The 20,411-nt window shown below is 42.4% G+C and carries 14 protein-coding genes and 1 tRNA gene; 2 read left to right on the plus strand and 13 right to left on the minus strand.

Going from position 1 to position 20,411, the window contains the following annotated elements; all coding sequences use genetic code 11:
• Window positions 1-690: 690 nt before the first annotated feature.
• Window positions 691-764 (minus strand) — tRNA-Ala (locus HB679_RS14135).
• Between the two features lie 255 nt (window positions 765-1,019).
• On the opposite strand from HB679_RS14135, the gene HB679_RS14140 reads away from it, so the two are divergent.
• Window positions 1,020-1,235 (plus strand): hypothetical protein, encoded by a 216-nt coding sequence (locus HB679_RS14140; RefSeq protein ID WP_214072652.1) that lies wholly within the window; start codon window positions 1,020-1,022, stop codon window positions 1,233-1,235.
• Window positions 1,236-1,241: 6 nt separating this feature from the next.
• On the opposite strand, the gene HB679_RS14145 is transcribed toward HB679_RS14140, so the two are convergent.
• From HB679_RS14145 to HB679_RS14205, 12 genes are all read right to left on the minus strand, one after another.
• Window positions 1,242-2,999, minus strand: coding sequence for an ATP-binding protein (locus HB679_RS14145; RefSeq protein ID WP_214072653.1), 1,758 nt, complete (start codon window positions 2,997-2,999; stop codon window positions 1,242-1,244).
• A complete protein-coding gene (locus tag HB679_RS14150; RefSeq protein ID WP_214072654.1) occupies window positions 2,996-4,126 on the minus strand; it encodes a sensor protein KdpD in 1,131 nt (376 codons plus the stop codon). The genes HB679_RS14145 and HB679_RS14150 overlap by 4 nt, the downstream gene beginning before the upstream one ends.
• Before the next feature lie 104 nt (window positions 4,127-4,230).
• The gene (locus tag HB679_RS14155) at window positions 4,231-4,794 is read right to left on the minus strand and encodes a K(+)-transporting ATPase subunit C (protein ID WP_214072655.1); all 564 of its coding nucleotides are present in this window, start codon (window positions 4,792-4,794) and stop codon (window positions 4,231-4,233) included.
• Between the two features lie 9 nt (window positions 4,795-4,803).
• A complete protein-coding gene (kdpB, locus tag HB679_RS14160; RefSeq protein ID WP_214072656.1) occupies window positions 4,804-6,837 on the minus strand; it encodes a potassium-transporting ATPase subunit KdpB in 2,034 nt (677 codons plus the stop codon).
• A 10-nt stretch (window positions 6,838-6,847) separates the two neighbouring features.
• Window positions 6,848-8,566 carry a potassium-transporting ATPase subunit KdpA gene (gene kdpA, locus HB679_RS14165; protein WP_214072657.1) on the minus strand — a complete coding sequence of 573 codons (1,719 nt, stop codon included), beginning with the start codon at window positions 8,564-8,566 and terminating at the stop codon, window positions 6,848-6,850.
• Window positions 8,567-9,179: 613 nt separating this feature from the next.
• Window positions 9,180-10,529, minus strand: a complete 1,350-nt coding sequence (locus HB679_RS14175) for a sigma-54 dependent transcriptional regulator (RefSeq protein WP_214072659.1) — start codon at window positions 10,527-10,529, stop codon at window positions 9,180-9,182.
• A 178-nt stretch (window positions 10,530-10,707) separates the two neighbouring features.
• The gene (locus HB679_RS14180; RefSeq protein WP_214072660.1) at window positions 10,708-11,784 is read right to left on the minus strand and encodes an efflux RND transporter periplasmic adaptor subunit; all 1,077 of its coding nucleotides are present in this window, start codon (window positions 11,782-11,784) and stop codon (window positions 10,708-10,710) included.
• A 4-nt stretch (window positions 11,785-11,788) separates the two neighbouring features.
• Entirely contained in the window at window positions 11,789-15,031 is a 3,243-nt protein-coding gene (locus HB679_RS14185; protein ID WP_214072661.1) for an efflux RND transporter permease subunit, read from the minus strand.
• A gap of 6 nt (window positions 15,032-15,037) precedes the next feature.
• Window positions 15,038-16,396: a TolC family protein gene (locus HB679_RS14190; protein ID WP_255547615.1), complete on the minus strand. Its 1,359-nt coding sequence runs from the start codon at window positions 16,394-16,396 to the stop codon at window positions 15,038-15,040.
• Window positions 16,397-16,509: 113 nt separating this feature from the next.
• Window positions 16,510-16,890, minus strand: a complete 381-nt coding sequence (locus HB679_RS14195; protein WP_214072662.1) for a hypothetical protein — start codon at window positions 16,888-16,890, stop codon at window positions 16,510-16,512.
• Between the two features lie 131 nt (window positions 16,891-17,021).
• A complete protein-coding gene (locus tag HB679_RS14200; RefSeq protein ID WP_214072663.1) occupies window positions 17,022-18,422 on the minus strand; it encodes a hypothetical protein in 1,401 nt (466 codons plus the stop codon).
• 5 nt (window positions 18,423-18,427) lie between these two features.
• Window positions 18,428-19,582, minus strand: coding sequence for a glycosyltransferase family 4 protein (locus HB679_RS14205; RefSeq protein WP_214072664.1), 1,155 nt, complete (start codon window positions 19,580-19,582; stop codon window positions 18,428-18,430).
• An 81-nt stretch (window positions 19,583-19,663) separates the two neighbouring features.
• Between HB679_RS14205 and HB679_RS14210 the strand changes: the two genes are divergently transcribed.
• The gene (locus HB679_RS14210) at window positions 19,664-20,365 is read left to right on the plus strand and encodes a response regulator transcription factor (RefSeq protein ID WP_214072665.1); all 702 of its coding nucleotides are present in this window, start codon (window positions 19,664-19,666) and stop codon (window positions 20,363-20,365) included.
• Window positions 20,366-20,411: the final 46 nt, after the last annotated feature.

Raw genomic sequence — 20,411 nt, forward strand, 5'->3', positions numbered from 1 at the left:
AATCATTTATAAATGAAATTAGCCCCTTAAAGTCATTTTAACTGACTTTGGAGGTCTCTGTGAGGTCACGAAAAAAAATGGTATAAAAATTAAATAGATCGAAACCTAGCGAAAGGCATAGTTATAGATGCCCAAATTGTATGAAAAATTATGCCCTTTTTGGTGTTTCGGATGTGTACTATTAGTAAACTTGTCAAATCACAATATCACATATCAGCCGTAAATCGTCAAGAAAGCGACGTGAGCTACGCGCCGTCTGGGCTGCCCGTTAGGACTTAGCATTGAGCGTTCTGAATGGCAATAATATTAATATTCCATAGAAATCTTGTATGCTTTGCTAATACTATACAACTTAAAAGCTTGGCATCGTTTGTTATAAACATAACCTTCTTTTTGTCTTACCTTACAGGTTTCACCTTCATTTGTTGTCCGTAAATGGCATCATACTTCCCCGCTTTATTTTCAATTATTTTATTTAAATCAATACTTCCAATAAAGGTCAAAAGTGGAACAAGGGGTCGATCCCCGTTGACCCTTACAATAAATTTTTAACTAAATGGTATTCATTTAAACTCTCCTTAAAACCAGTTTGTACCGGGTTAAATGACTTTTGGAGGTTACTGGGAGGTTACTGAAAAAAAATCGCACAAAAAAGGCACTTACTTGCTTTGTAAGTACCTTATTATCAGGTGGAGAATATCGGAGTCGAACCGATGACCTCTTGCATGCCATGCAAGCGCTCTAGCCAGCTGAGCTAATCCCCCTTTTATTTTATTTATAATGTCGGCCTCTTGACCTTCCCGATTTCCATCGGGACACTCTAGGCAGCTGAGCTAATCCCCGTTTGCGGGATGGCAAAACTAATAAAAAGTTGTGGATTAACAATAGCTGCAATTGAAACCTGTACTATTTTTCAAATTCTGATCCATCACCTCATCATTTGTCAACAAATTAAACAAATGTTAATAACTATTGATTTTCAACAAAATATACTTATATTGCTTTTAAATATTAAGGCTATGAAAATTCTTACTCTTTTAAATATCGTCCTGATTATCGATGCGGTTGTTGTTTTAACACTGGTACTGATTACAGTTTTTGGTTCAGCAAGCGACTATACCAAACTGATAGTCCCGGTTACCAGTTTGATTAGTTTATCTTTAATACGCACCATGCAAGTAAACAAGCAAAAAACGCTGAGCCAACTGCAAGCTGTTAGAATCAACAAACAGTAAATTTAGCTAGCTTGTTGCAAACGGCAAGTGAAAGTAAAATCTGCTGCCTACGCCTATTTCGCTTTCTACGCCAATATCGCCGCCTTGTGCGGTAATAAACTCCTTCGATATAGCCAATCCCAGGCCTGAGCCCGATTTATTTTGCCCGTCTGTTGGTACCTGGAAATACCGGTCAAACAAACGTTGCTGGTATTGCGCATCAATGCCTTTCCCAAAATCCTGCACAGAAAATTCAACCACGTTTGCTTTAACACCTACGTTAACCAATATTTTTGATTTGGCGTGGCTATATCTCAAAGCATTCGATAACAAATTAATCATAACCCAGGCTGTTTTTTCTACATCAACATGTAATTGAGGAGCATTGTCTGCAACCTTTTGTTCAATAACAATGTCTTTTTGGTCTGCCTCAAATTTTACGGCTTTAATGGCATATTCCAATATCTGCTCTGCGTGGGTTGGCACAAAGTTTAGTTGGATATTGCCGGTTTCTACCTGCGAAAGATCCAGCAGTTCATAAGTAATCTTTAACAAACGCTCGGCATCGCCGGTGATGTGCTGCACCAATTCGGATTGCTCATTATTCAACTCGCCAACCCGATTATCTGCCAATAATTTCGCGCTCATTTTTATAGCTGCTATCGGGGTTTTAAGCTCATGCGATATCGTGGCGATGAAGTTGGTTTTTGCTTCATCCAGTTCTTTAAACTCGGTTATATTACGCAGGATATATACTTTTCCGGCCGATCTTTGCGCTGTTATAACAGGCGATGATCTGTCGGGTGACAGATCTGGGATAACAATCTCTCTCGTCTCCAATTGAAAATGAGAGTCTTTACCATCGGCATAAATTTTAAACGGCTCGCCTGTTTTTTTATCTTCGGTGATGGACTTGAACAGGTCATTGTTCTTAGTAATGGCAGTTACCAATTTACCTTTAGGCTGATCGTCATTCAAACCCAATATACTTTTGGCGGCTGTATTGATAAAAAGGATTTCCTGCTTTTCGTTGATACCAATAATAGCATCGTGCATTTGCTCAATAATGGTTTCAATACGTTGTTTCTCGGATAGTATTTTTGACAGGTTACTATTTTCCCAATCATCCAATCGCGAAGCCATGTCGTTAAAAGCATTTGCCACTTCTGCAAACTCATCGCTTTGGTCAAAGTGTATGCGCTGACTATAGTTTTTGTTAGCAATTTCACGGATACCATCTAACAAAGAGTTTAACGGATTAGAAATGATACTCGGAAAATTTACACTGAAACTAAAAAGTATCAAAAAAGTTAGTGTACCCGCTAAACCCAGATACAAGCTCGCATCCTTAACCGACTCATGGGCTTTATCGTTCTTAATAACAATTGCCCGCATATTAACCACATCAATTGTACGCAAATATTTACGCGCGTTTCTTTCGGCTAATTTAAGCTGTGCACCATTCGCTGTTTTATTTTGGAGCTGATTAAAAGCTTCCCTTAAATTTCCAACGGCTAGTCGCTCTCCTACCTCGGTTATGTTATGCTCTTCTTTGACCAACTGGGTGTTGAATTGGTTTGCGGCCTGCGCATTTAGCGGAAAATCCTGCTCATCCAGTATAGTGCGCATATCCCGGGTAAAATTAAGCGACTCGTAATTATCCTTCAAAATCACTTTGGCGCTGTTAGAGATCTCGTTGATGTAAAACAACGATACCAAACCAAAAAATAGGACGACCACAAACAAGAAGCCAAATCCTAAACGGAGTTTATTTTTTACTTTCATGACAGTATTACTAAATCAATTTCTGTGGATGCTATATTTTTAAGCAATCCGTTAAAAACAGGGGTTCTTAAAATTAACTGGAACAGGCTTAAATGGGGTTTACCAATACAGATTGTGGTTATCTCCCGGTCTTTCGCTACCTGCATAATAGTTTGTGTTATCTGGTCGCTTTTAACTTTCAAAACTTCGCCCCCTAATTCGGTAGCCAATTTAAAGTTATTAATCAAATGCCTTTGTTTATCCAGCTTAATCTTATCTAAACTTTCACCGCTGCTCTGTACATATAAAACAATCCATGGCGAGCGGTAATAAGATGCCAAACGTGCAGTTTTTCTGATAACCACTTTTGACGTTTCGGCGTTAGATGAGATACAAGCCAGAAATTTTTCTGGCCGAAGTTTAATTTGCTTTGGAACTTCAATATTGATTTTTCGCTCCAGGTGATGCGCAACTTCTTTAAGCGCAATTTCCCTTAACTGCAATATCTTTTCGCTGCGAAAAAAATTGTCCAAAGCTCTTTCAACTTTCGATTTATCATAGATCTTGCCATCTTTCAACCGGTCTATCAGCTCATCTGCAGTCAAATCAATATTTACTATTTCGTCGGCGGCTTCCAAAATCTTATCGGGTATACGCTCGGTAATACTTATCCCGGTTATCTTTTCTATTTCCTCGTTAAGGCTCTCCAGGTGTTGAATATTTACTGCAGAAATTACATTAATACCTGCGTTTAAAATATCCATCACATCCTGCCAGCGTTTGCTGTTTTTGCTGCCTTCGATATTACTATGCGCCAACTCGTCCACTATAACTACCTCGGGGTGCCGGTTAAGAATGGCTTTCAAATCCATCTCCTCCAATTCTTTACCCTTGTAGAATATTTTACGCCGGGCGATCATGGGTAAACCAGCCAGCAAAGCATGCGTTTCAGCCCTGTTGTGGGTTTCAATATAACCTATTTGTATATCGATGCCATTACGCAACAAAGAATGAGCTTCCTGCAGCATACGATAGCTTTTACCTACGCCGGCACTCATACCAATGTAGATTTTAAACTTACCACGCCTTGAACTTTTAATCAGTTCAAGGAAATGCGTTACCGATTGCTCCTTATTATCTTCAGCCATAATTTTAACCTATAAAAGGGGATGCCATAAACATCCCCTTTGCATGCGCCCGCTCGCCAAATCAACAAACAAGTTAACGATAAAGCACATGCATATCTTGAATATTATTTCAATTGATCAAGCGCCACATTCAATTTAAGTACATTGATTTTTGACGGACCAAACATACCCAAAAGTGGGCTTTCGGTATGATCGGCAACCAATTTGGCTACTTTATTCTCGTCCAGTTTGCGAAATGCAGCAACCCGTTTAACTTGTATTTGTGCAGCTTCGGGTGATATGTCTGGGTCAAGGCCGCTACCTGATGCAGTAACCATTTCTGAAGGGATATCACTACGTTTTAAATACGGATGATATTTTAAAAGTGTATCGATGCGTTTTTGCACGTCTTTTAAATAATCAGGATTGGTTGGCCCTTTGTTTGAACCGGCAGAACCGGCAGCGTTATAAGCTACAGCAGACGGCCTGCCCCAAAAATATTGTGGTTTGGTAAAGCTTTGACCAACTGCAGCATAGCCAACCACTTTACCATTTACAATAATGGTTTCGCCATTGCCGCCACCCTTTGATAATTTGCCCACAAAGCTGATGAAGACAGGATAGATGACACATAACAGTACAGTTAGTACTAATGTAAGCCTTATGGCTTGTAAAATGTAAGTTTTCATGATTTCTTATTATATCATTAATGAAACAACCAGATCAATTAATTTGATACCGATAAAAGGCGCTACGATACCGCCCAAACCATAGATCAACAGGTTACGGCGTAATAAAGCGCTGGCACCGATAGGTACATATTCTACGCCTTTTAATGCCAGCGGTATCAGCATCGGGATAATGATGGCGTTAAATATTACTGCCGAAAGGATAGCACTTTCAGGACTGTGCAGGCCCATGATATTGATACTGGCCAAGGCCGGTATTGATGCCATAAACAAGGCCGGAACGATGGCGAAATATTTCGCAACGTCATTAGCAATAGAGAAGGTTGTTAATGTTCCTCTGGTAATGAGCAACTGTTTACCGATCTCTACGATCTCAATCAGCTTGGTAGGGTCATTATCCAAATCTACCATGTTACCGGCTTCTTTGGCGGCTTGTGTACCGCTGTTCATGGCAACACCTACGTCGGCCTGGGCCAATGCCGGTGCGTCGTTGGTACCGTCACCCATCATCGCTACCAGTTTACCTGCAGCCTGTTCTTCTTTAATGTAACGCATTTTATCTTCCGGCTTAGCCTCTGCAATAAAATCGTCTACACCTGCTTTTTCGGCAATAAACTTAGCGGTCAGCGGGTTATCACCGGTTACCATTACCGTTTTAATACCCATTTTGCGCAAGCGTTCAAAACGTTCGGCAATACCGGGTTTAATAATGTCTTGCAACTCTATAGTACCCAAAACCTTTTCGTTTTGTGAAACTACCAGTGGTGTACCGCCGTTAGATGCAATTATTTTTACGCGCTCTGTCACGTCTTCAGGAAACGCATGTCCGGCGTTTACAGATAAGTTACGGATAGAGTCGAACGCTCCTTTGCGTATGCGCAAACCGTCGGGCGTATTAATACCACTTGAACGTGTCTCGGCGGTAAATTTTATAAATTCTGCACCGTCTGGTGGAGTAAGTGTGATGTTTGCTTTGCTTTGTGAAGCCAGTTCAACAATAGATTTACCTTCAGGCGTTTCATCAGCTAAAGAAGATAATACCGCGGCTTTTACCAGATCGTCCGGAGCAATATCTAAAGCCGGCCAAAAATGAGTGGCTTTACGGTTACCAATAGTGATGGTACCGGTTTTATCCAACAGCAATACATCAATATCGCCTGCAGTTTCAACCGCTTTACCAGATTTGGTGATGACGTTAGCGCGTAGCGCTCTGTCCATCCCCGCAATACCGATGGCTGATAATAAGCCGCCGATGGTTGTTGGTATCAAACAAACGAATAGCGAGATCAACGCCGCGATGGTAATAGGCGTATTGGCATAATCTGCAAATGGTTTAAGCGTAACACACACAATGATGAAGATCACGGTAAAGCTGGCCAACAAAATAGTTAAGGCTATCTCATTCGGCGTTTTTTGGCGTGATGCACCTTCAACCAGGGCAATCATTTTATCAAGGAAGCTTTCGCCGGGTTCGGTGGTTACTTTAACCTTAATTTGGTCAGACAGAACTTTGGTACCGCCGGTAACCGATGATTTATCGCCGCCTGCCTCGCGGATAACCGGGGCCGACTCACCGGTAATGGCCGACTCGTCAATAGTTGCCAAACCTTCAATGATTTCACCGTCAGTAGGGATGGTGTCGCCGGTTTCGCAAGTAAAAATATCGCCTTTAACCAATTGGTTAGATGAACGGTTGACGATAGTACCGTCTGCTAATACCACTTTAGCCGGTGTGTCTTCCCTGGTTTTACGCAAACTGTCAGCTTGAGCTTTACCACGCGCTTCGGCAATCGCTTCAGCAAAATTGGCAAACAACACGGTAAGCAATAGGATGATAAAAATAGCCAGGTTATAGATAAATGAACCCTGATCACGATGACCGTAGCTATAAATGCTCATATAAAGCATAATAGCAGTGCCTATCTCCACGGTAAACATTACCGGGTTACGCAGCATGACCTTAGGGTTAAGTTTTACGAACGACTGTACCAATGCGGTTTGCACTAAAGCCGGTTCGAATAATTTATTAGATTGATTTTTCATTGTATATCAATTATTTAAGCATTGAAAAATATTCAGCTATCGGACCAAGAGCCAATGCCGGGAAATAAGACAACGCGTTTAAAACTAAGATCACGGCAAACGTCATTAAACCGAAGGTTACGGTATCTACTTTTAAAGTACCTGCCGATTCGGGAACGTATTTCTTTTGCGCAAGCAAACCTGCTATGGCTACAGGGCCGATGATTGGTAAGAACCTGCCAAAAAATATAACCAGCCCGGCCGATACGTTCCAGAAGATATTGTTGTCGCCCAGACCTTCAAATCCCGAGCCGTTATTGGCATTGGATGAGGTGTATTGGTACAACATTTCAGAAAACCCATGGAAGCCGGGATTATTGAGCCAGGTGGAAGGTTTAACGGCCCAGTTGATATTAGGATGAGCAGTTAATACCCAGGTCGATACAGCGGTACCTGCCATGATGAGGAAAGGACTGAGCAGTGTAATTAAAGCTGCGATCTTAACTTCGCGGGCCTCAACCTTATGACCTAAAAACTCAGGCGTACGGCCAACCATTAAACCCGAAATAAACACGGCTATAATGAGGTAGATAAAGTAGTTAAGCAAACCTACACCACAACCACCGAAGAAGCCGTTTATCATCATGGCTAATATTTGCCATAAGCCGGTAAGCGGCATAAAACTGTCGTGCATACCATTTACAGAGCCGGTAGAGGTAACGGTGGTTAGGGTACTCCAGTAAGCCGTAGCAGCCGGGCCAAACCGCACTTCTTTGCCTTCCATGGCACCGGTATGTTGGGTAACGCCCATTTTTGCGATCAGCGGATTACCGCCCAGTTCGCTGGTTATCGAAGGGATCATCAACATCATCACGCCCAGCATCATTACCCCAAAAATTATCCAGCCCAATTTTTTTCGGCGGATGTAATAGCCGAAAGCCAATATCATAGCCACAGGAATAATAAACTGCGCTATAATTTCGGTCATGTTTGTCATATAGTTAGGGTTTTCCAGCGGATGCGCAGAGTTAGCGCCAAACCAGCCACCACCATTAGTGCCCAAGTGTTTTATGGCTACCATTGGCGCTGCCGGGCCGCGTGACATATGCACCGTATCGCCTTGCAACGACATAAACTGATCTTTACCTGCGTAGCTTGAAGTTGTGCCGTTAAAGGTTAGTATCAACGCTATCACCATAGCTATTGGTAGTAATAAACGGGTAATTGTTTTTACAAAATAATTCCAGAAATTCCCCAGATCTGTAGTGGTTTTATCCCTAAATGCTTTAAACACCGCAACACCACAGGCTATGCCCGTTGCTGCACTTGCAAAGTGTAAAAACATGAAAATAAAATGCTGTATCAAGTAAGTGGCACCTGTCTCGCCTGAATAATCCTGCAAGTTACAGTTAGCAACGAAGCTGATAATGGTGTTAAAAGCAAGGTCGGCGGTCATACCCGGGTTTCCGTCCGGATTTAACGGTAATTTATCCTGGTATATCAATACAAAAAAGCCGTACGCCAACCAAAACAAGTTGATGGTCATCATGGCCTTTAAAAACTGTTTCCAGTTCATCGGGGCATCGGGGTTAATGCCAGACAACTTGAAGATCCCCCGTTCAAGAGGTTTCAAAAAATCAGTCCAAACCTTTTCGCCGGCAAACATTTTAGCCAGGTACTTACCCAGAGGGACAGCAATTAAAAGCGTGATGACGAAGGTTGCAATGATTCCAAATAATTCTGTGTTCATTGTGTGTTTGATTAAAAGTTTTCGGGTTTAAGCAGTACATATATCATGTATATGAAAACCGCAATTGAGATGATGAATAATGCTAACATAGTTTCTAGATTTTTTCGAACCAGTCGATTGATTTGAAAGTAAACCACCAGCTAAGCATGATGGCCAGGAAAAGAATTATTGTGTTCATATTATTTATTTGTTGTTTTGAATTATGTAGTGCATAAATCTTTGAAAATCGTTTAGTTTATTAAATGTCAACGATCACTTAAAAAACTTTGATCTGCATATCTATATCTCAGATCACTATTTTATCGAAAAGGGAATATGCCAAACAAATGCCAGCATTTTACCCGTTTAACTAAATTACTTATTTTCAGCAACTTATCATTATACATACGACTACCAATGGTTGAAAAACAAAAAACCCTACCAAAATGGAAGGGTTCTTTTACCAAATAAGTAGGGTATTAAGCAATGGTATAAATTAAGTAATTTGTCATCTAGAACGATTTGAGAGATCTATACACAGAAATGTTGTCGACCTGTCTTGTATAGATTTCTTCCTCGTACCTCGGTCGACAAATTTTATTTTTTGATGCCATAAACCTAATGACGTTAGGTGCTAAGCGATGGTATATTGATCTAGTTTTCGGTAAAGGGTAGTTAAACCGATGTTCAATAAGCGGGCAGCCTCGGTTTTATTGCCGTGCGCGTAGCTCAATACCTTATAGATGTGTTGTTTTTCTATCGATTCAAGATCAAGCGCATCAGCCTCTACATGGGTAGTTCTAAATTCTATGGGTAGCAATTCCACGCCGATGGTATCTTTTTCTGCAAGAATTACAACCCGTTCAATAACATTTTTTAATTCGCGCACATTACCTTTCCATTGATGTTGGGTCAGCACATGGATAAACTCGTCGCTCATGCGCTCTATGCGCGCGTTCACTTTACCCGCAAACTGTTTAAGATAATGCCTGGCAATAATCTCTATATCGGCCTTGCGTTCATTTAACGAGGGTAGATTGACGGTAAAAACAGATAAACGGTAAAACAGATCAAGCCTGAAATGGCCGTTTTCTGCTTCTTTTTGTAAATCGCGGTTAGTTGCCGCCAGTATGCGGATATCTACTTTAGTGGTTTGTGTATCGCCTATTTTAATAAAGGTATGGCTTTCCAACACGCGCAACAATTTGGCCTGAAGTTCGAGGCTCATCTCGCCTATCTCATCTAAAAATATGGTGCCTGTGTTGGCTTCCTCAAAAAGGCCTTTTTTATCTTTCACCGCCCCGGTAAATGCACCCGCTTTGTAGCCAAACAGTTCGCTTTCCAATAATTCTGGCGAAAAGCTGCTGCAATTAATAGCCACAAAAGGTTGCAGCCGACGTTTACTTTCATAATGGATAGCTTCGGCAAATACCTCTTTGCCTGTTCCGGTTTCGCCAAGCAGCAAAACAGTGGTATCAGTAGGTGCAACCTTCCTGGCAGAATCAATAGCTTCTCTGATTGGTTTTGATTTCCCTAAGATGTTGTCGAAGTTATATTTGCCGGTAATGCGTGTTTCCAGGTTAAACACCCGTAATTGTAAAAGCGCCTTCTCGGCAGCCTTATAAACCAGCGGAATGATCTTATCGTTGTCGTCGCCTTTGGTAATGTAGTCAAAACCACCATTTTTAATAGCCTGCACACCATCTGCAATGGTACCGTGCGCCGTAAGGCTGATGATCTCAACATAGGGTTTCTTTTCTTTAATGAGTTTAACCAGTTCTATGCCGTTAATATCCGGTAGTTTCACGTCGCTTATCACCACATGGATATCTTCCAGCATCAATGTTTTTAAGCCTTCTTTAGCCGTATAACATTTAAACAGGTGAAAGCCCTCTAATTCCAATATGCGCGATATCAATCCGGCCAAACCTTGTTCATCATCTATAATCAGAACGTTTGCCGATGAGGTGTTTTTAGTTTCCATATAAAGCTGTTAACTAAAGATATGCCTATTTTATATTAAATGTTTAAATAGCTGTTTTAGAGTATAATTGTTTTTTTGGCAGACATTATCAACATCATAATATTTTCAAAATGATAGCATCGATTATCAATTTGAGGTGATGTAAAAAGCCGCTTAGCATTAACTAAGCGGCTTACAATTAGCGGACGGTGTCCCCATCCTTCACCTCATCATTGGCATTGTTGAGTATTTTATCGCCCGGCGATAAATTGCCGAACACTGCTGTCGAATCTTTACCGGCCATACCTTCTTTGACATCCACGAGTTTAGCTTTGCCATTATTTGCTGTAACAACATAATGGCGTTCGGTTGAGCGCACTATGGCATTATTAGGTACCAGTAACGATTTTGCCCCCGATCGCATGGGTATTTTAACCTCGGCATACATGCCCGGTTTCAAATCGTTTTTGCTGTCTACATCAATCTCAATAGTTTCTGAACGCATGCTGCTTAAACTATTGGCCGATCGGCTGATCCTGGCGCTATGCTCAACTCCAGGCATCGCATTAAAAGTAAATACGACATTTTGTGTAAGGTCGACGTTATCGACATAATCCTCTGGAATTGCCACTTCTAAACGCATTTTGTGTGCATCTTGCAGTACCAGCATAGGCTGGTCTGTAGCTTTACCGGGCGCAACCAAAGCACCTGGCGAAACATTACGCTCGGTGATGGTGCCATCAAACGGCGCATACACACGCAGGTAGCCTTGCAGGGTTCTTACCGATTGCACATTGGATTTTTCTGCTTGCGTTAAGGCATCATCCGCACGCATTTTTGCCGACGCGTTATCCAGATCTAAAGGAGATACAGATCCCGGCTCGGCAGCGGCTTCTTTTAAACGGGCATATTTTTCTTTACTGGCTGTGGCCGTTTCTTGTGCCTGCAAATACCGTGAATTAGCCGCTTGTAACTGCGACTCCATTTCGGGTGCTTCTAACACCAGTAACAATTGCCCTTTTTTAACTACCGAGCCGCGGTCAACAAAAATTTGCTTCACAAAGCCGTTAGCTTTCGGGAACAGGTTCACCGAGTTAAAAGGTACCAGTAGCCCCGGTAAACGGGCATAACTGGAGAGTGCTTTTTCTGTAATTATACCGATATCCGCCTTTTTGGGGCTGGCTGATTTAGTTTCGGTTAGGTCTACCGGCTTATTGCCGCCGCAAGCTGCCAGAAAACAGCTTAGCGTACCTAATATGATCAATTTACTTTTCATGTCTTTATATAGTTGAGGGGTTAAGGGATGTAGTATCGTCTTCGGGCATTAATGATGATGATTCGTAGGTTGTTTTTCCCTGGATCCAGGCGAAAACCATAGGCAGAATAAACAATGCTGCCAAAGTTGAGGCAAACAAACCGCCAATCACCGCGCGGCCTAACGGTGCCGATTGCTCTCCGGCTTCACCCATTCCAGACGCCATAGGAATCATCCCGGCAATCATGGCAAAACTTGTCATCAGGATTGGGCGCAAGCGGATAGCTGCGCTGGTGATAGCGGCCCGCGTAGCATCTCTGTAATCTAACCGGAGCTTCTCGCCATTGGTTACAATCAAAATCGCATTAGCAACAGATACCCCTGTGGACATGATCATACCCATATAAGACTGCAGGTTGAGTGTAGAACCCGTGATCAGCAACATTAGCAATGATCCTAAAATTACCGCAGGCACGGTAGACAGCACCGTTAAGGATAATTTGAACGATTGGTAGTTAGCCGCCAGGAGCAGGAATATCACCAGGATAGCCAATGTTAATCCATTCTGTAAGCTACTCAATGTTTCAGTCAGCAGGTTTGACATACCATTAAGCGAGGCCACTAAACCCTTTGGCGGCGCACCTAATGAGTTGATGGCTTTTTGCACATCGGCAGTAGCTGTGCCCAGATCTTTTTTATAAATATTAGCGCTGATGGTTACAAAACGACGCGGGCCTGAGCGGTCGTATTCTCCGGGAACATAACTCGTATTAAAAGTCGCAATGTCGCTTAACACCGGTGTGCTCTGCCCCTGAACCAGCGGAATCTCTTTCAATTCATCCATCGTATTCATCACGTATTCGGGAATCTGTACCTGCACCTGGTAAGTATAAGCGCCTTTTTCATCCAACCAAAGGTTTTTATCAGTAAAGCGACTTGACGATGTACTGGCGGTAACAGACCGGGCAATGTCTTTAATATTAAGCCCCAATTGCGCCGCCTTTAAACGATCAAGTGTAATGTTAATCACCGGGAATTTAAGGGGCTGGGCAATCTGTACATCCCGCAGGTAGTTGATGCCTTTTAATTTGCCAACTACCTTATCGGCATAGGTTTCAATCTGCTGCATGTCCTTGCCCGCCACCTGCACCTCGATAGGCGACGACGCTCCCTGGCTCATGATCTTTTCGGTTAAATCTATCGGTTCAAAAGAAATAGTTAACTCGGGCAGTTTGTAATGGATATTTTTACGCAAAGCATCTTTCAGATCATCCATATTTACCTTGTATTTCTCGTCAAGGTTTACCTGCAATACAGCTTCCTGCGTGCCGGTATTAAATACGTACAAGTTACTGGTACCGTAGGCAGTAGGCACCAAACCCACATAGCCGGAAGTAATTTGAACATGATTACTAACCGTTTGATTAATAACCTGCAATACCTGTTTAAAAGCATCTTCCGTGCGCTCCAAGCGGGTGCCATCAGGTTCTTTAATACGGATCTGGAACTGACCGTTATTGAGCTTGGGCATCATATCCTTACCAATAAAAACAAAGCATAAACCCGCCAGTGCAATTACGCTAACCAGGTAAACCAGTATGATGCCTTTTTTGCGCGGCATACACTTATTCAACAGCTCAATGAGCCAAAGCTTCACCCGTTCAAAGAAGTCGTTTTTTTCAGGCTCCGTGTTTTCTTTTTGAAGATGAGTTTTCACCTGATCCTTTTCGGCTTCATCCAAAGCCTCGCCGGCATGGGCATGTACACCTTCATGATGATAGTGCTGGTATTGCTCGGCCTTGATTAACCAGTTACTTAAGATAGGCACCACGGTTTGTGCCAGCACATAAGACACAATCATGGTTAAACCGATAGACAACGACAGTGGCAAAAACATAGCTTTTGGCACACCCGACATCATGAACGACGGTGCGAACACCGCCAGGATGCACAGTAAGATCAATAATAGCGGGAAGGCAATTTCCTCGCAAGCATCATAAATAGCCTGCCGTTTGGGTTTGCCCATTTCCAGATGCTGGTGTATATTTTCAATCGTCACCGTAGCCTGATCAACCAGGATGCCTATTGCCAAAGCCAACCCGCTTAGGGTCATGATATTAATGGTTTGCCCAAACATCCCCAGCAAAAACACCCCGATTAAAATGGAAACGGGAATGGTGATTACCACTACCAAACTACTGCGCCAGTCGCGCAGAAAGAGCAGCACCATTAAACCGGTCAATATGGCACCCAAGCCGCCTTCAGTCATTAAGCTTTTCACGGCGTTTACCACAAACACAGACTGGTCAAATTCATAACTCAGCTTTACATCGTCGGGCAACAGGCTCTGCATTTCGGGCAGTTTGCTTTTCAAATCGTTAACCACTGTCCAGGTAGAAGCATCGGCGGTTTTAACTATGGGGATATAAACTGAACGTTTACCGTTCACCAGGGCGTAGTCGACCGTAACGTCGGCTGCATCTGCAACGCGGGCAACGTCTTTAATAAAAACAGGTACGCCATTTTTAGTTTTTACGGGGATATCGCCAAATTCGTCCGACCGCTTGACGAGCGTATTCATCGTCGTCAGAAACATCGTGTTGTTGAGCCTGAGGTTACCAGATGGCGAGGTTACGTTAAACTTGGCCAGCGCGTCAACAACCTGATCTGGGGTGAGATCATAACTGCGTAATTTATCCGGATCAAGGTTAACCGTAATGGAACGTGCGTTTGCGCCAAATGGAGGCGATGGTGACAAACCGGGCACTGTTGCAAACATGGGGCGGATTTTGGTGGCTGCCATGTCATAAATATCTTTCAAAGAACGGGTTGGGCTTGAGAATACCAATTGACCAACCGGCAATGAAGAAGCATCAAAACGCACCACCTGCGGCGGCAATGCACCCGGTGGAAAGAAGCTTGAAGCGCGATTTACCTGCAAAGCAACCTGTGCCGAAGCTTCGGCCATGTTGGTACTTTCATAGAAGGATAGCTTAATTAAGGTTAAGCCTTGTATGTTTTTACTGGTGATACTTTTTATACCGTTGATGTACAGAAATTGATCCTGAAACCGGGTGGAGAAAAAGCCCTCCATTTGCTGCGCTGACATACCGCCGTACGATTCGATAACATATATGGTGGGCAGATTAAGCTGCGGGAATATATCTATCGGTATTTTTATTGCACTAAGCACTGAAAATATCAGCAAACTCATCGTAATCACAATTGTGGTGATGGGCCTTTTAAGTGCAGATGTGACCATTGACATTTTAGATTAATTTAAAAGGTTTAAAACTGACGGTAACTGATTACCGGTGATAGCTTTTTGGAACAGCGCATTGGTGTAAGCATATTTAGCCTGTGCGTAATCAGTCTCTGCCCGGTACAAAATATTTAGCGCTGCGTTTAGTTCAATGATATCGGTTAAGCCACTTTTATAAAGCGATAGTTTTTGGCGATATCCGGCCGTAGCCGCTTTAAGCTGGTGAGGAATTTCCTGCAAACGCTGACGGGCGGTACTCAGCTCGACATCGGCCTGGTTAATACTTAACGTTAATAGAGAGCGCTGCTCATCGAGTTTTTTCCGGGCATAATCTGTAGCTGTTTTTTGAGTGCGTAGTTTCAGTTGCCTGCGGCGCAGGTCGAACAGATTGTAGGATATCCCTACCCCTACCAGGTAGTTATTACGGTCAAAACCCCAACCGTTTGATAAGGCGCCAAACTGATCATTTTCTATACTCGAGCCGCGGCCCCAGGCTGCTGCCTCTACCAATATTTTAGGGTTATATTGCTTGCGCACCAGGTCCTCGCGTTGTTGGCTGTTTTGTACTACTGATTTATAGTAGTTGAGGTAAGGGTGATTAGCAGTATCGGCATTGATGGTAAGTGGCGCGCCGGCTTCGTCAATCAACCTATCCCCGGCCAAGGTGTCCGGAATGATGGTTTGATACGGTAAACCGCTGATTGCTGATAGCTGCAATTGTACCTGTTTATATTGATTATCCAGTTCGATATAATTTAAACGGGCCTTTGATAGCTCGGCTTCGGCAATGCTGGTATCTACACCGGGGCGTACGCCGCTTTCGGCTAATGATTGTATTGATTTCCTGATCTGCTCATTACGCTGTATGTTGCGCGATTGTATGGTCAGATAATCCTGCAAACGCATTAGTTGCAGGTATCCGTCAATGGCATAAGTCTGCAGTTGATATTTTGAACTTTGAAATTGATTTTGCTCTATCATTACGTCAGATCCGGCCACCTTATTCTGGGCAGCATAAGCGCCAAAATTGTAAGCCTCCCAATCCAGTGCGGCTACACCCAGGTTTACCAGGGCAGCGCTGGTGTTGCTTTGATTGCGCACACCGCTTGTATTTGATGGAACTACGCCGAAACCAAAATAAGGCCCGGCAGTATTATTATTTGTGCCGACATCGGCCTGGTAGTTTAATTTAAGATTTGGCAGCCAGTTGCTGCGTACCTCATTGGCCTGCGCCAGTTTAGTGCTGATAGCAGCCGAGTCTGTTAAAAGCGCGGGCGCTTTTTGGCCGACCGTAGTTAGCAAGGCCTTTAAACCCAGGGGAGGCGATTGCTGTGCATAGGCAGATATCATACAAAAACATAATATCGCCATGCACTTATACTTTAAATAGTGCATTATTTAATAGCTTAAAATTTAAAAATGAAATGACAGGGCATAGCAAAACCGTTCTGGCAGCTATGCAGATTTAAAAAGATGCGGGAAGTTTAAATGGTGAGCTTGCCGCCAAGCAGGTAAAGCGGTTGCGGCGGATACAGACTGTATATTATAGCAGCTAAAGCGCTATGGGTAGTTGCTTTTACAGATTTGAAAAGGCGTGGTAAAAATACGTTAAGCGCAAGGGCCAGCAAGGCAATAACAGGCAATGCCGGGTCGGCCAGTTTTTTGCTGATGTTAACCGGGTTATGCTCACTATCTTCAGAAAATTCTTGTTTGCGTTTGGTGAATGATTTAACCAGGATACTTGGTGTACCACTATGGCTGGCTCTAAAATACTGCTCATATCGTAAAGTAAAACCTACAAAAGGTTTAGCAACCAGCATAACCAGTGCTAAAAATAGTAAGTATTTAATTTTTGTTGCAGACATGATTAGCTAACACAATTATTACAAAGGTGATGATGATATGCTTAATAAAATGTAGTGTAACAGAAAACTTGCAGAGTGGTTGACAGGGTGTATTGTAAGATAAAAGCACCCACGTTTCTGGTCTATATTAATCAGGCAGGCTGCAAAATATTCATTCGTCTTAAAATCCCAGCTAATACAAGCATGCTTATATAGCCCCAAAAAATGTTATTTGCCAAAAATTCAAAACTTAATCCGCGCCAAAATATTTGAAACAGCCCGGAAAACACTAGTGCGGTGCCTAAAATATATCCCCCAAAAAGCGACTCGGCTTTTCGCGAAATAATTTGTGCAGCAGCTCCGTATAAAAAAAGAAATATAAATACCCCCCACCCACCCCACGATAAATAAGCATCGACAACAAAAGCCGGTTTTGCCGAAACTTTAGAGTACTGATTAATTACACCAGCATCATAAACACGTTGCATTACTACTTGCTCGGTACTGGCTTTTCCCGGCCAAAAAATCCTTGGTATCAGGGCAATTGCAGATTGCTCCAGTAACTGAAAATGATAATAGTCAACTTTATCTGGCGTACTCTCTATAAAGAGCGTAAACATATCTATTTCACTTAGCCGGTTCGTTAAGAATTGCCAGGTGGTCTCATCGGCTGTCGCTCCTCTGTCAATAGCCACGTCCAGGGCTTCAGAGGCTGCAACATCCGTATCCTCCTCGCCCGACCAGCTATTCTGCCTGATAACGTTTACATAGGTGGGCAACACCAAAAAAAGCAACAATAACATCGGCACAAAAACTATAAGCACTATTTTTTTATATACAGGATATAAAAAAAGGCCGAGCACCAGGATACTCAATATAATAGGTTCTTTAAAACCCGACGTTAGCGCGATATAGAAATTGAGCGAATAAAAGAAAAAACATACCGCAATATTAAATGCCTTTTTTTGCGGTATAACAAATGCTAACCCCAGTGCAGACGACATAAAACTAAGCGAGCTAAATTGAGTAGAAAACTGGCCCAAACCCGGAAATTCAAGGAAAAAAATAGCTAAAGGGAACGAAAGGATAGTTGTATAAAATAGCAGGCTGGTTAATTTCGCCGTTTCAATTTTATATTTGGGTTTGGGGTATCGCATAAAAGCCAACATACCGGTAACTACAGCGGCATGACCCAGGCAATAATATCTTTGGCACTGCGCTGTTAACTGCAGTTTATGCTCATCGACTAAATAATAAGGAACCGCCTGGAAATTATTATAGCCAAAAAGCGACATAAAATAAAATATCGACGTACAGCACATATAACCTGCAAAGATGATTTGCACCAGGACTATAGGCCGCATTATTTGATTGGCAAAGCTACGGTCATCAGGCAGTGGCACTATTTGCCCGGTTAAGGTCATGAAGAAAATAAAGAAAGAACCCAACCAGGCTGCGAGGTAGGAAAAAACCAAATCATGCTGAAAAATAGTGGCAATAAGCCAGGGCAGGTAAAGCAAAATAAATTTTTCAACAACAAAGTTCCGCTTCATTTACCTTATTTCTCCAATACTTTATTTTCCAGGGCAAGCGCAATAGCCTCGAAGTTCCACCTGGCTATTAGTTGTGAAGAGTGCTCACCCATTTGTTTTAATTTTTCTTTATCAGCCGTTAAACGTTGCAAGGCTTTAGTGAGCGCTGCTTCATCCTCATTTTTAAAAATCTCACCATTTGCCGCATCATTAACCAGGTCTATTGCACAGCCAACCTTGTCTGATACCAGCACAGCTCTACCAGCCGCCATAGCCTCATTAACAGCCAGCCCCCAACTCTCACCCGGACCCGAAGAAGGCAGGCAAAAAAGATCTGCCGATTGATAAATTACCGGCATAGCCAATTGGTTCTGAAAATCCATAAAATGGATGTTTTTATTAGCCTTGGCCATTTGCTTAAGTTCTGTTTCAAGAACCCCGTTACCTACAAGCAGTAAATGTGTATTCGCCCCTTCTAGCTGCCGAAACGCATTTACTAACATGATGGGATTTTTTTTCTTTTCAAACTTACCGGCAAATGTTAGCAGTATATCATTTGGCGCCACTTTTAATTTATCCCTTAAAGCCAACGCCTCTTCGGTCCTATCTAACTTAAAACGGTCATTGTCTACTGCATGTGGTGCAAATATTAACCGCTCATCGCTCAGTCCATATTTTTTAAAGTATGCTTTATTGTTGGTACCTGTATAAAATGCATAATCAATGTGCCGGTACACCCAGCGTAAAAATAACTTTTTTAAGCTCGATTTGAACCCTGTCTGTTCATCGAGCAATGTAGAATCGCCCCGAAAAAAAACAGGGATCTTTCCTTTAAAATATCTGATTGCTAATAAGTGCCCAATATACGCCCAACCTATAACCAATACTGCATCGGCGTGCCAATCGACTATTTGCTGATTGAGATATGGATTTACAATACCGCCAAAATGATGCGATCCCGGATCATTAGCCACATTTCGAACCCATTCGTAAGGATATCCGTCAAGCAAGGGCAAATCCCATTTAATCTGCTTCCCAAATCCGGGGTCGAAATTATTTTGTGCGCCTTCACCCCAGGTATAAAAAACTTTGATCTCCACATGGCCACGTTCATGCAGCAGCTTAAAAACCGGCGCGTAGTATTGGATAGGATGTGTGGTGATAATGGCTAAACGCGGCATTCTCGTAAAAGTACAAAGAGATATACAACAAATTCAAATACGCCGGTAAACCTTTTTCAAAAATGTCCCATAATATGGTCCATGATTATTAGTCGCTTACAAAATATTTTTGCGATACTGGATATTTTCGCACCTTTGTTTAGATTAAGACTAAATAAGTTGATAGATATTTTATTAGCCGATAACCAGAATTTAACGCGCGAGGGTTTGAAAACCACCCTGGCCGGTATCGTTGATATGAATGTTGTTGGGTATGCCGGCTATATGATTGAGCTTGAACAATTAATCACCAGCCGCAAACCCAGGGTCATTATTCTGGACCCCAACTACAGCCAGCGTTTTACGGCTGATGATATAAAGACAATCTTGGCTAAGCACAAAACGGTGCGTATCCTGATATTGTCAAACCGGCAAAGCCGCGAGCGTATACAAGAGATCATAGACCTGGGTATTAAAAACTATGTTGTTAAAGAGTGCAGCCGCGAAGAACTGATCAACGCCGTTTATTCTACCGCTAAAGGCGAGCAGTTTTTTTGTAAGAAGACATTCGAAGCCTTGTTTGGCAATACGCTTATCCCCGAAAAAGAGGAATCCCTGCCACAATTATCACCTCGCGAAACCGAGTTAATTCACTTAATAGCCGAGGGGTTAACCAATAAAGAAATTGCCGATAAGCTATTTTTAAGCATACATACCATTAAAACGCATCGTAAAAATATCATTAAAAAACTGGGCTTTAGCTTTAAAAACACCGCCGAACTTGCCCAGTTACTGAAAAAGTAGGTTTATTTAGACTTATTATAAATTACCTCTTTGGGGGTATTGCCTG

Source organism: Mucilaginibacter sp. dw_454 (genome assembly GCF_018449775.1).
Classification (GTDB): domain Bacteria; phylum Bacteroidota; class Bacteroidia; order Sphingobacteriales; family Sphingobacteriaceae; genus Mucilaginibacter.

Excerpts from the sequence above, each read along its gene's own strand:
- HB679_RS14210 (WP_214072665.1), top strand. The coding sequence starts at position 19,664 with ATGATTATTAGTCGCTTACAAAATATTTTTGCGATACTGGATATTTTC.
- HB679_RS14195 (WP_214072662.1), bottom strand. The coding sequence starts at position 16,890 with ATGTCTGCAACAAAAATTAAATACTTACTATTTTTAGCACTGGTTATG.
- HB679_RS14190 (WP_255547615.1), bottom strand. The coding sequence starts at position 16,396 with ATGGCGATATTATGTTTTTGTATGATATCTGCCTATGCACAGCAATCG.
- HB679_RS14205 (WP_214072664.1), bottom strand. The coding sequence starts at position 19,582 with ATGCCGCGTTTAGCCATTATCACCACACATCCTATCCAATACTACGCG.
- kdpB (WP_214072656.1), bottom strand. The coding sequence starts at position 6,837 with ATGAAAAATCAATCTAATAAATTATTCGAACCGGCTTTAGTGCAAACC.
- kdpA (WP_214072657.1), bottom strand. The coding sequence starts at position 8,566 with ATGAACACAGAATTATTTGGAATCATTGCAACCTTCGTCATCACGCTT.
- HB679_RS14180 (WP_214072660.1), bottom strand. The coding sequence starts at position 11,784 with ATGAAAAGTAAATTGATCATATTAGGTACGCTAAGCTGTTTTCTGGCA.
- HB679_RS14185 (WP_214072661.1), bottom strand. The coding sequence starts at position 15,031 with ATGTCAATGGTCACATCTGCACTTAAAAGGCCCATCACCACAATTGTG.
- HB679_RS14175 (WP_214072659.1), bottom strand. The coding sequence starts at position 10,529 with ATGGAAACTAAAAACACCTCATCGGCAAACGTTCTGATTATAGATGAT.
- HB679_RS14140 (WP_214072652.1), top strand. The coding sequence starts at position 1,020 with ATGAAAATTCTTACTCTTTTAAATATCGTCCTGATTATCGATGCGGTT.
- HB679_RS14155 (WP_214072655.1), bottom strand. The coding sequence starts at position 4,794 with ATGAAAACTTACATTTTACAAGCCATAAGGCTTACATTAGTACTAACT.
- HB679_RS14145 (WP_214072653.1), bottom strand. The coding sequence starts at position 2,999 with ATGAAAGTAAAAAATAAACTCCGTTTAGGATTTGGCTTCTTGTTTGTG.
- HB679_RS14150 (WP_214072654.1), bottom strand. The coding sequence starts at position 4,126 with ATGGCTGAAGATAATAAGGAGCAATCGGTAACGCATTTCCTTGAACTG.
- HB679_RS14200 (WP_214072663.1), bottom strand. The coding sequence starts at position 18,422 with ATGAAGCGGAACTTTGTTGTTGAAAAATTTATTTTGCTTTACCTGCCC.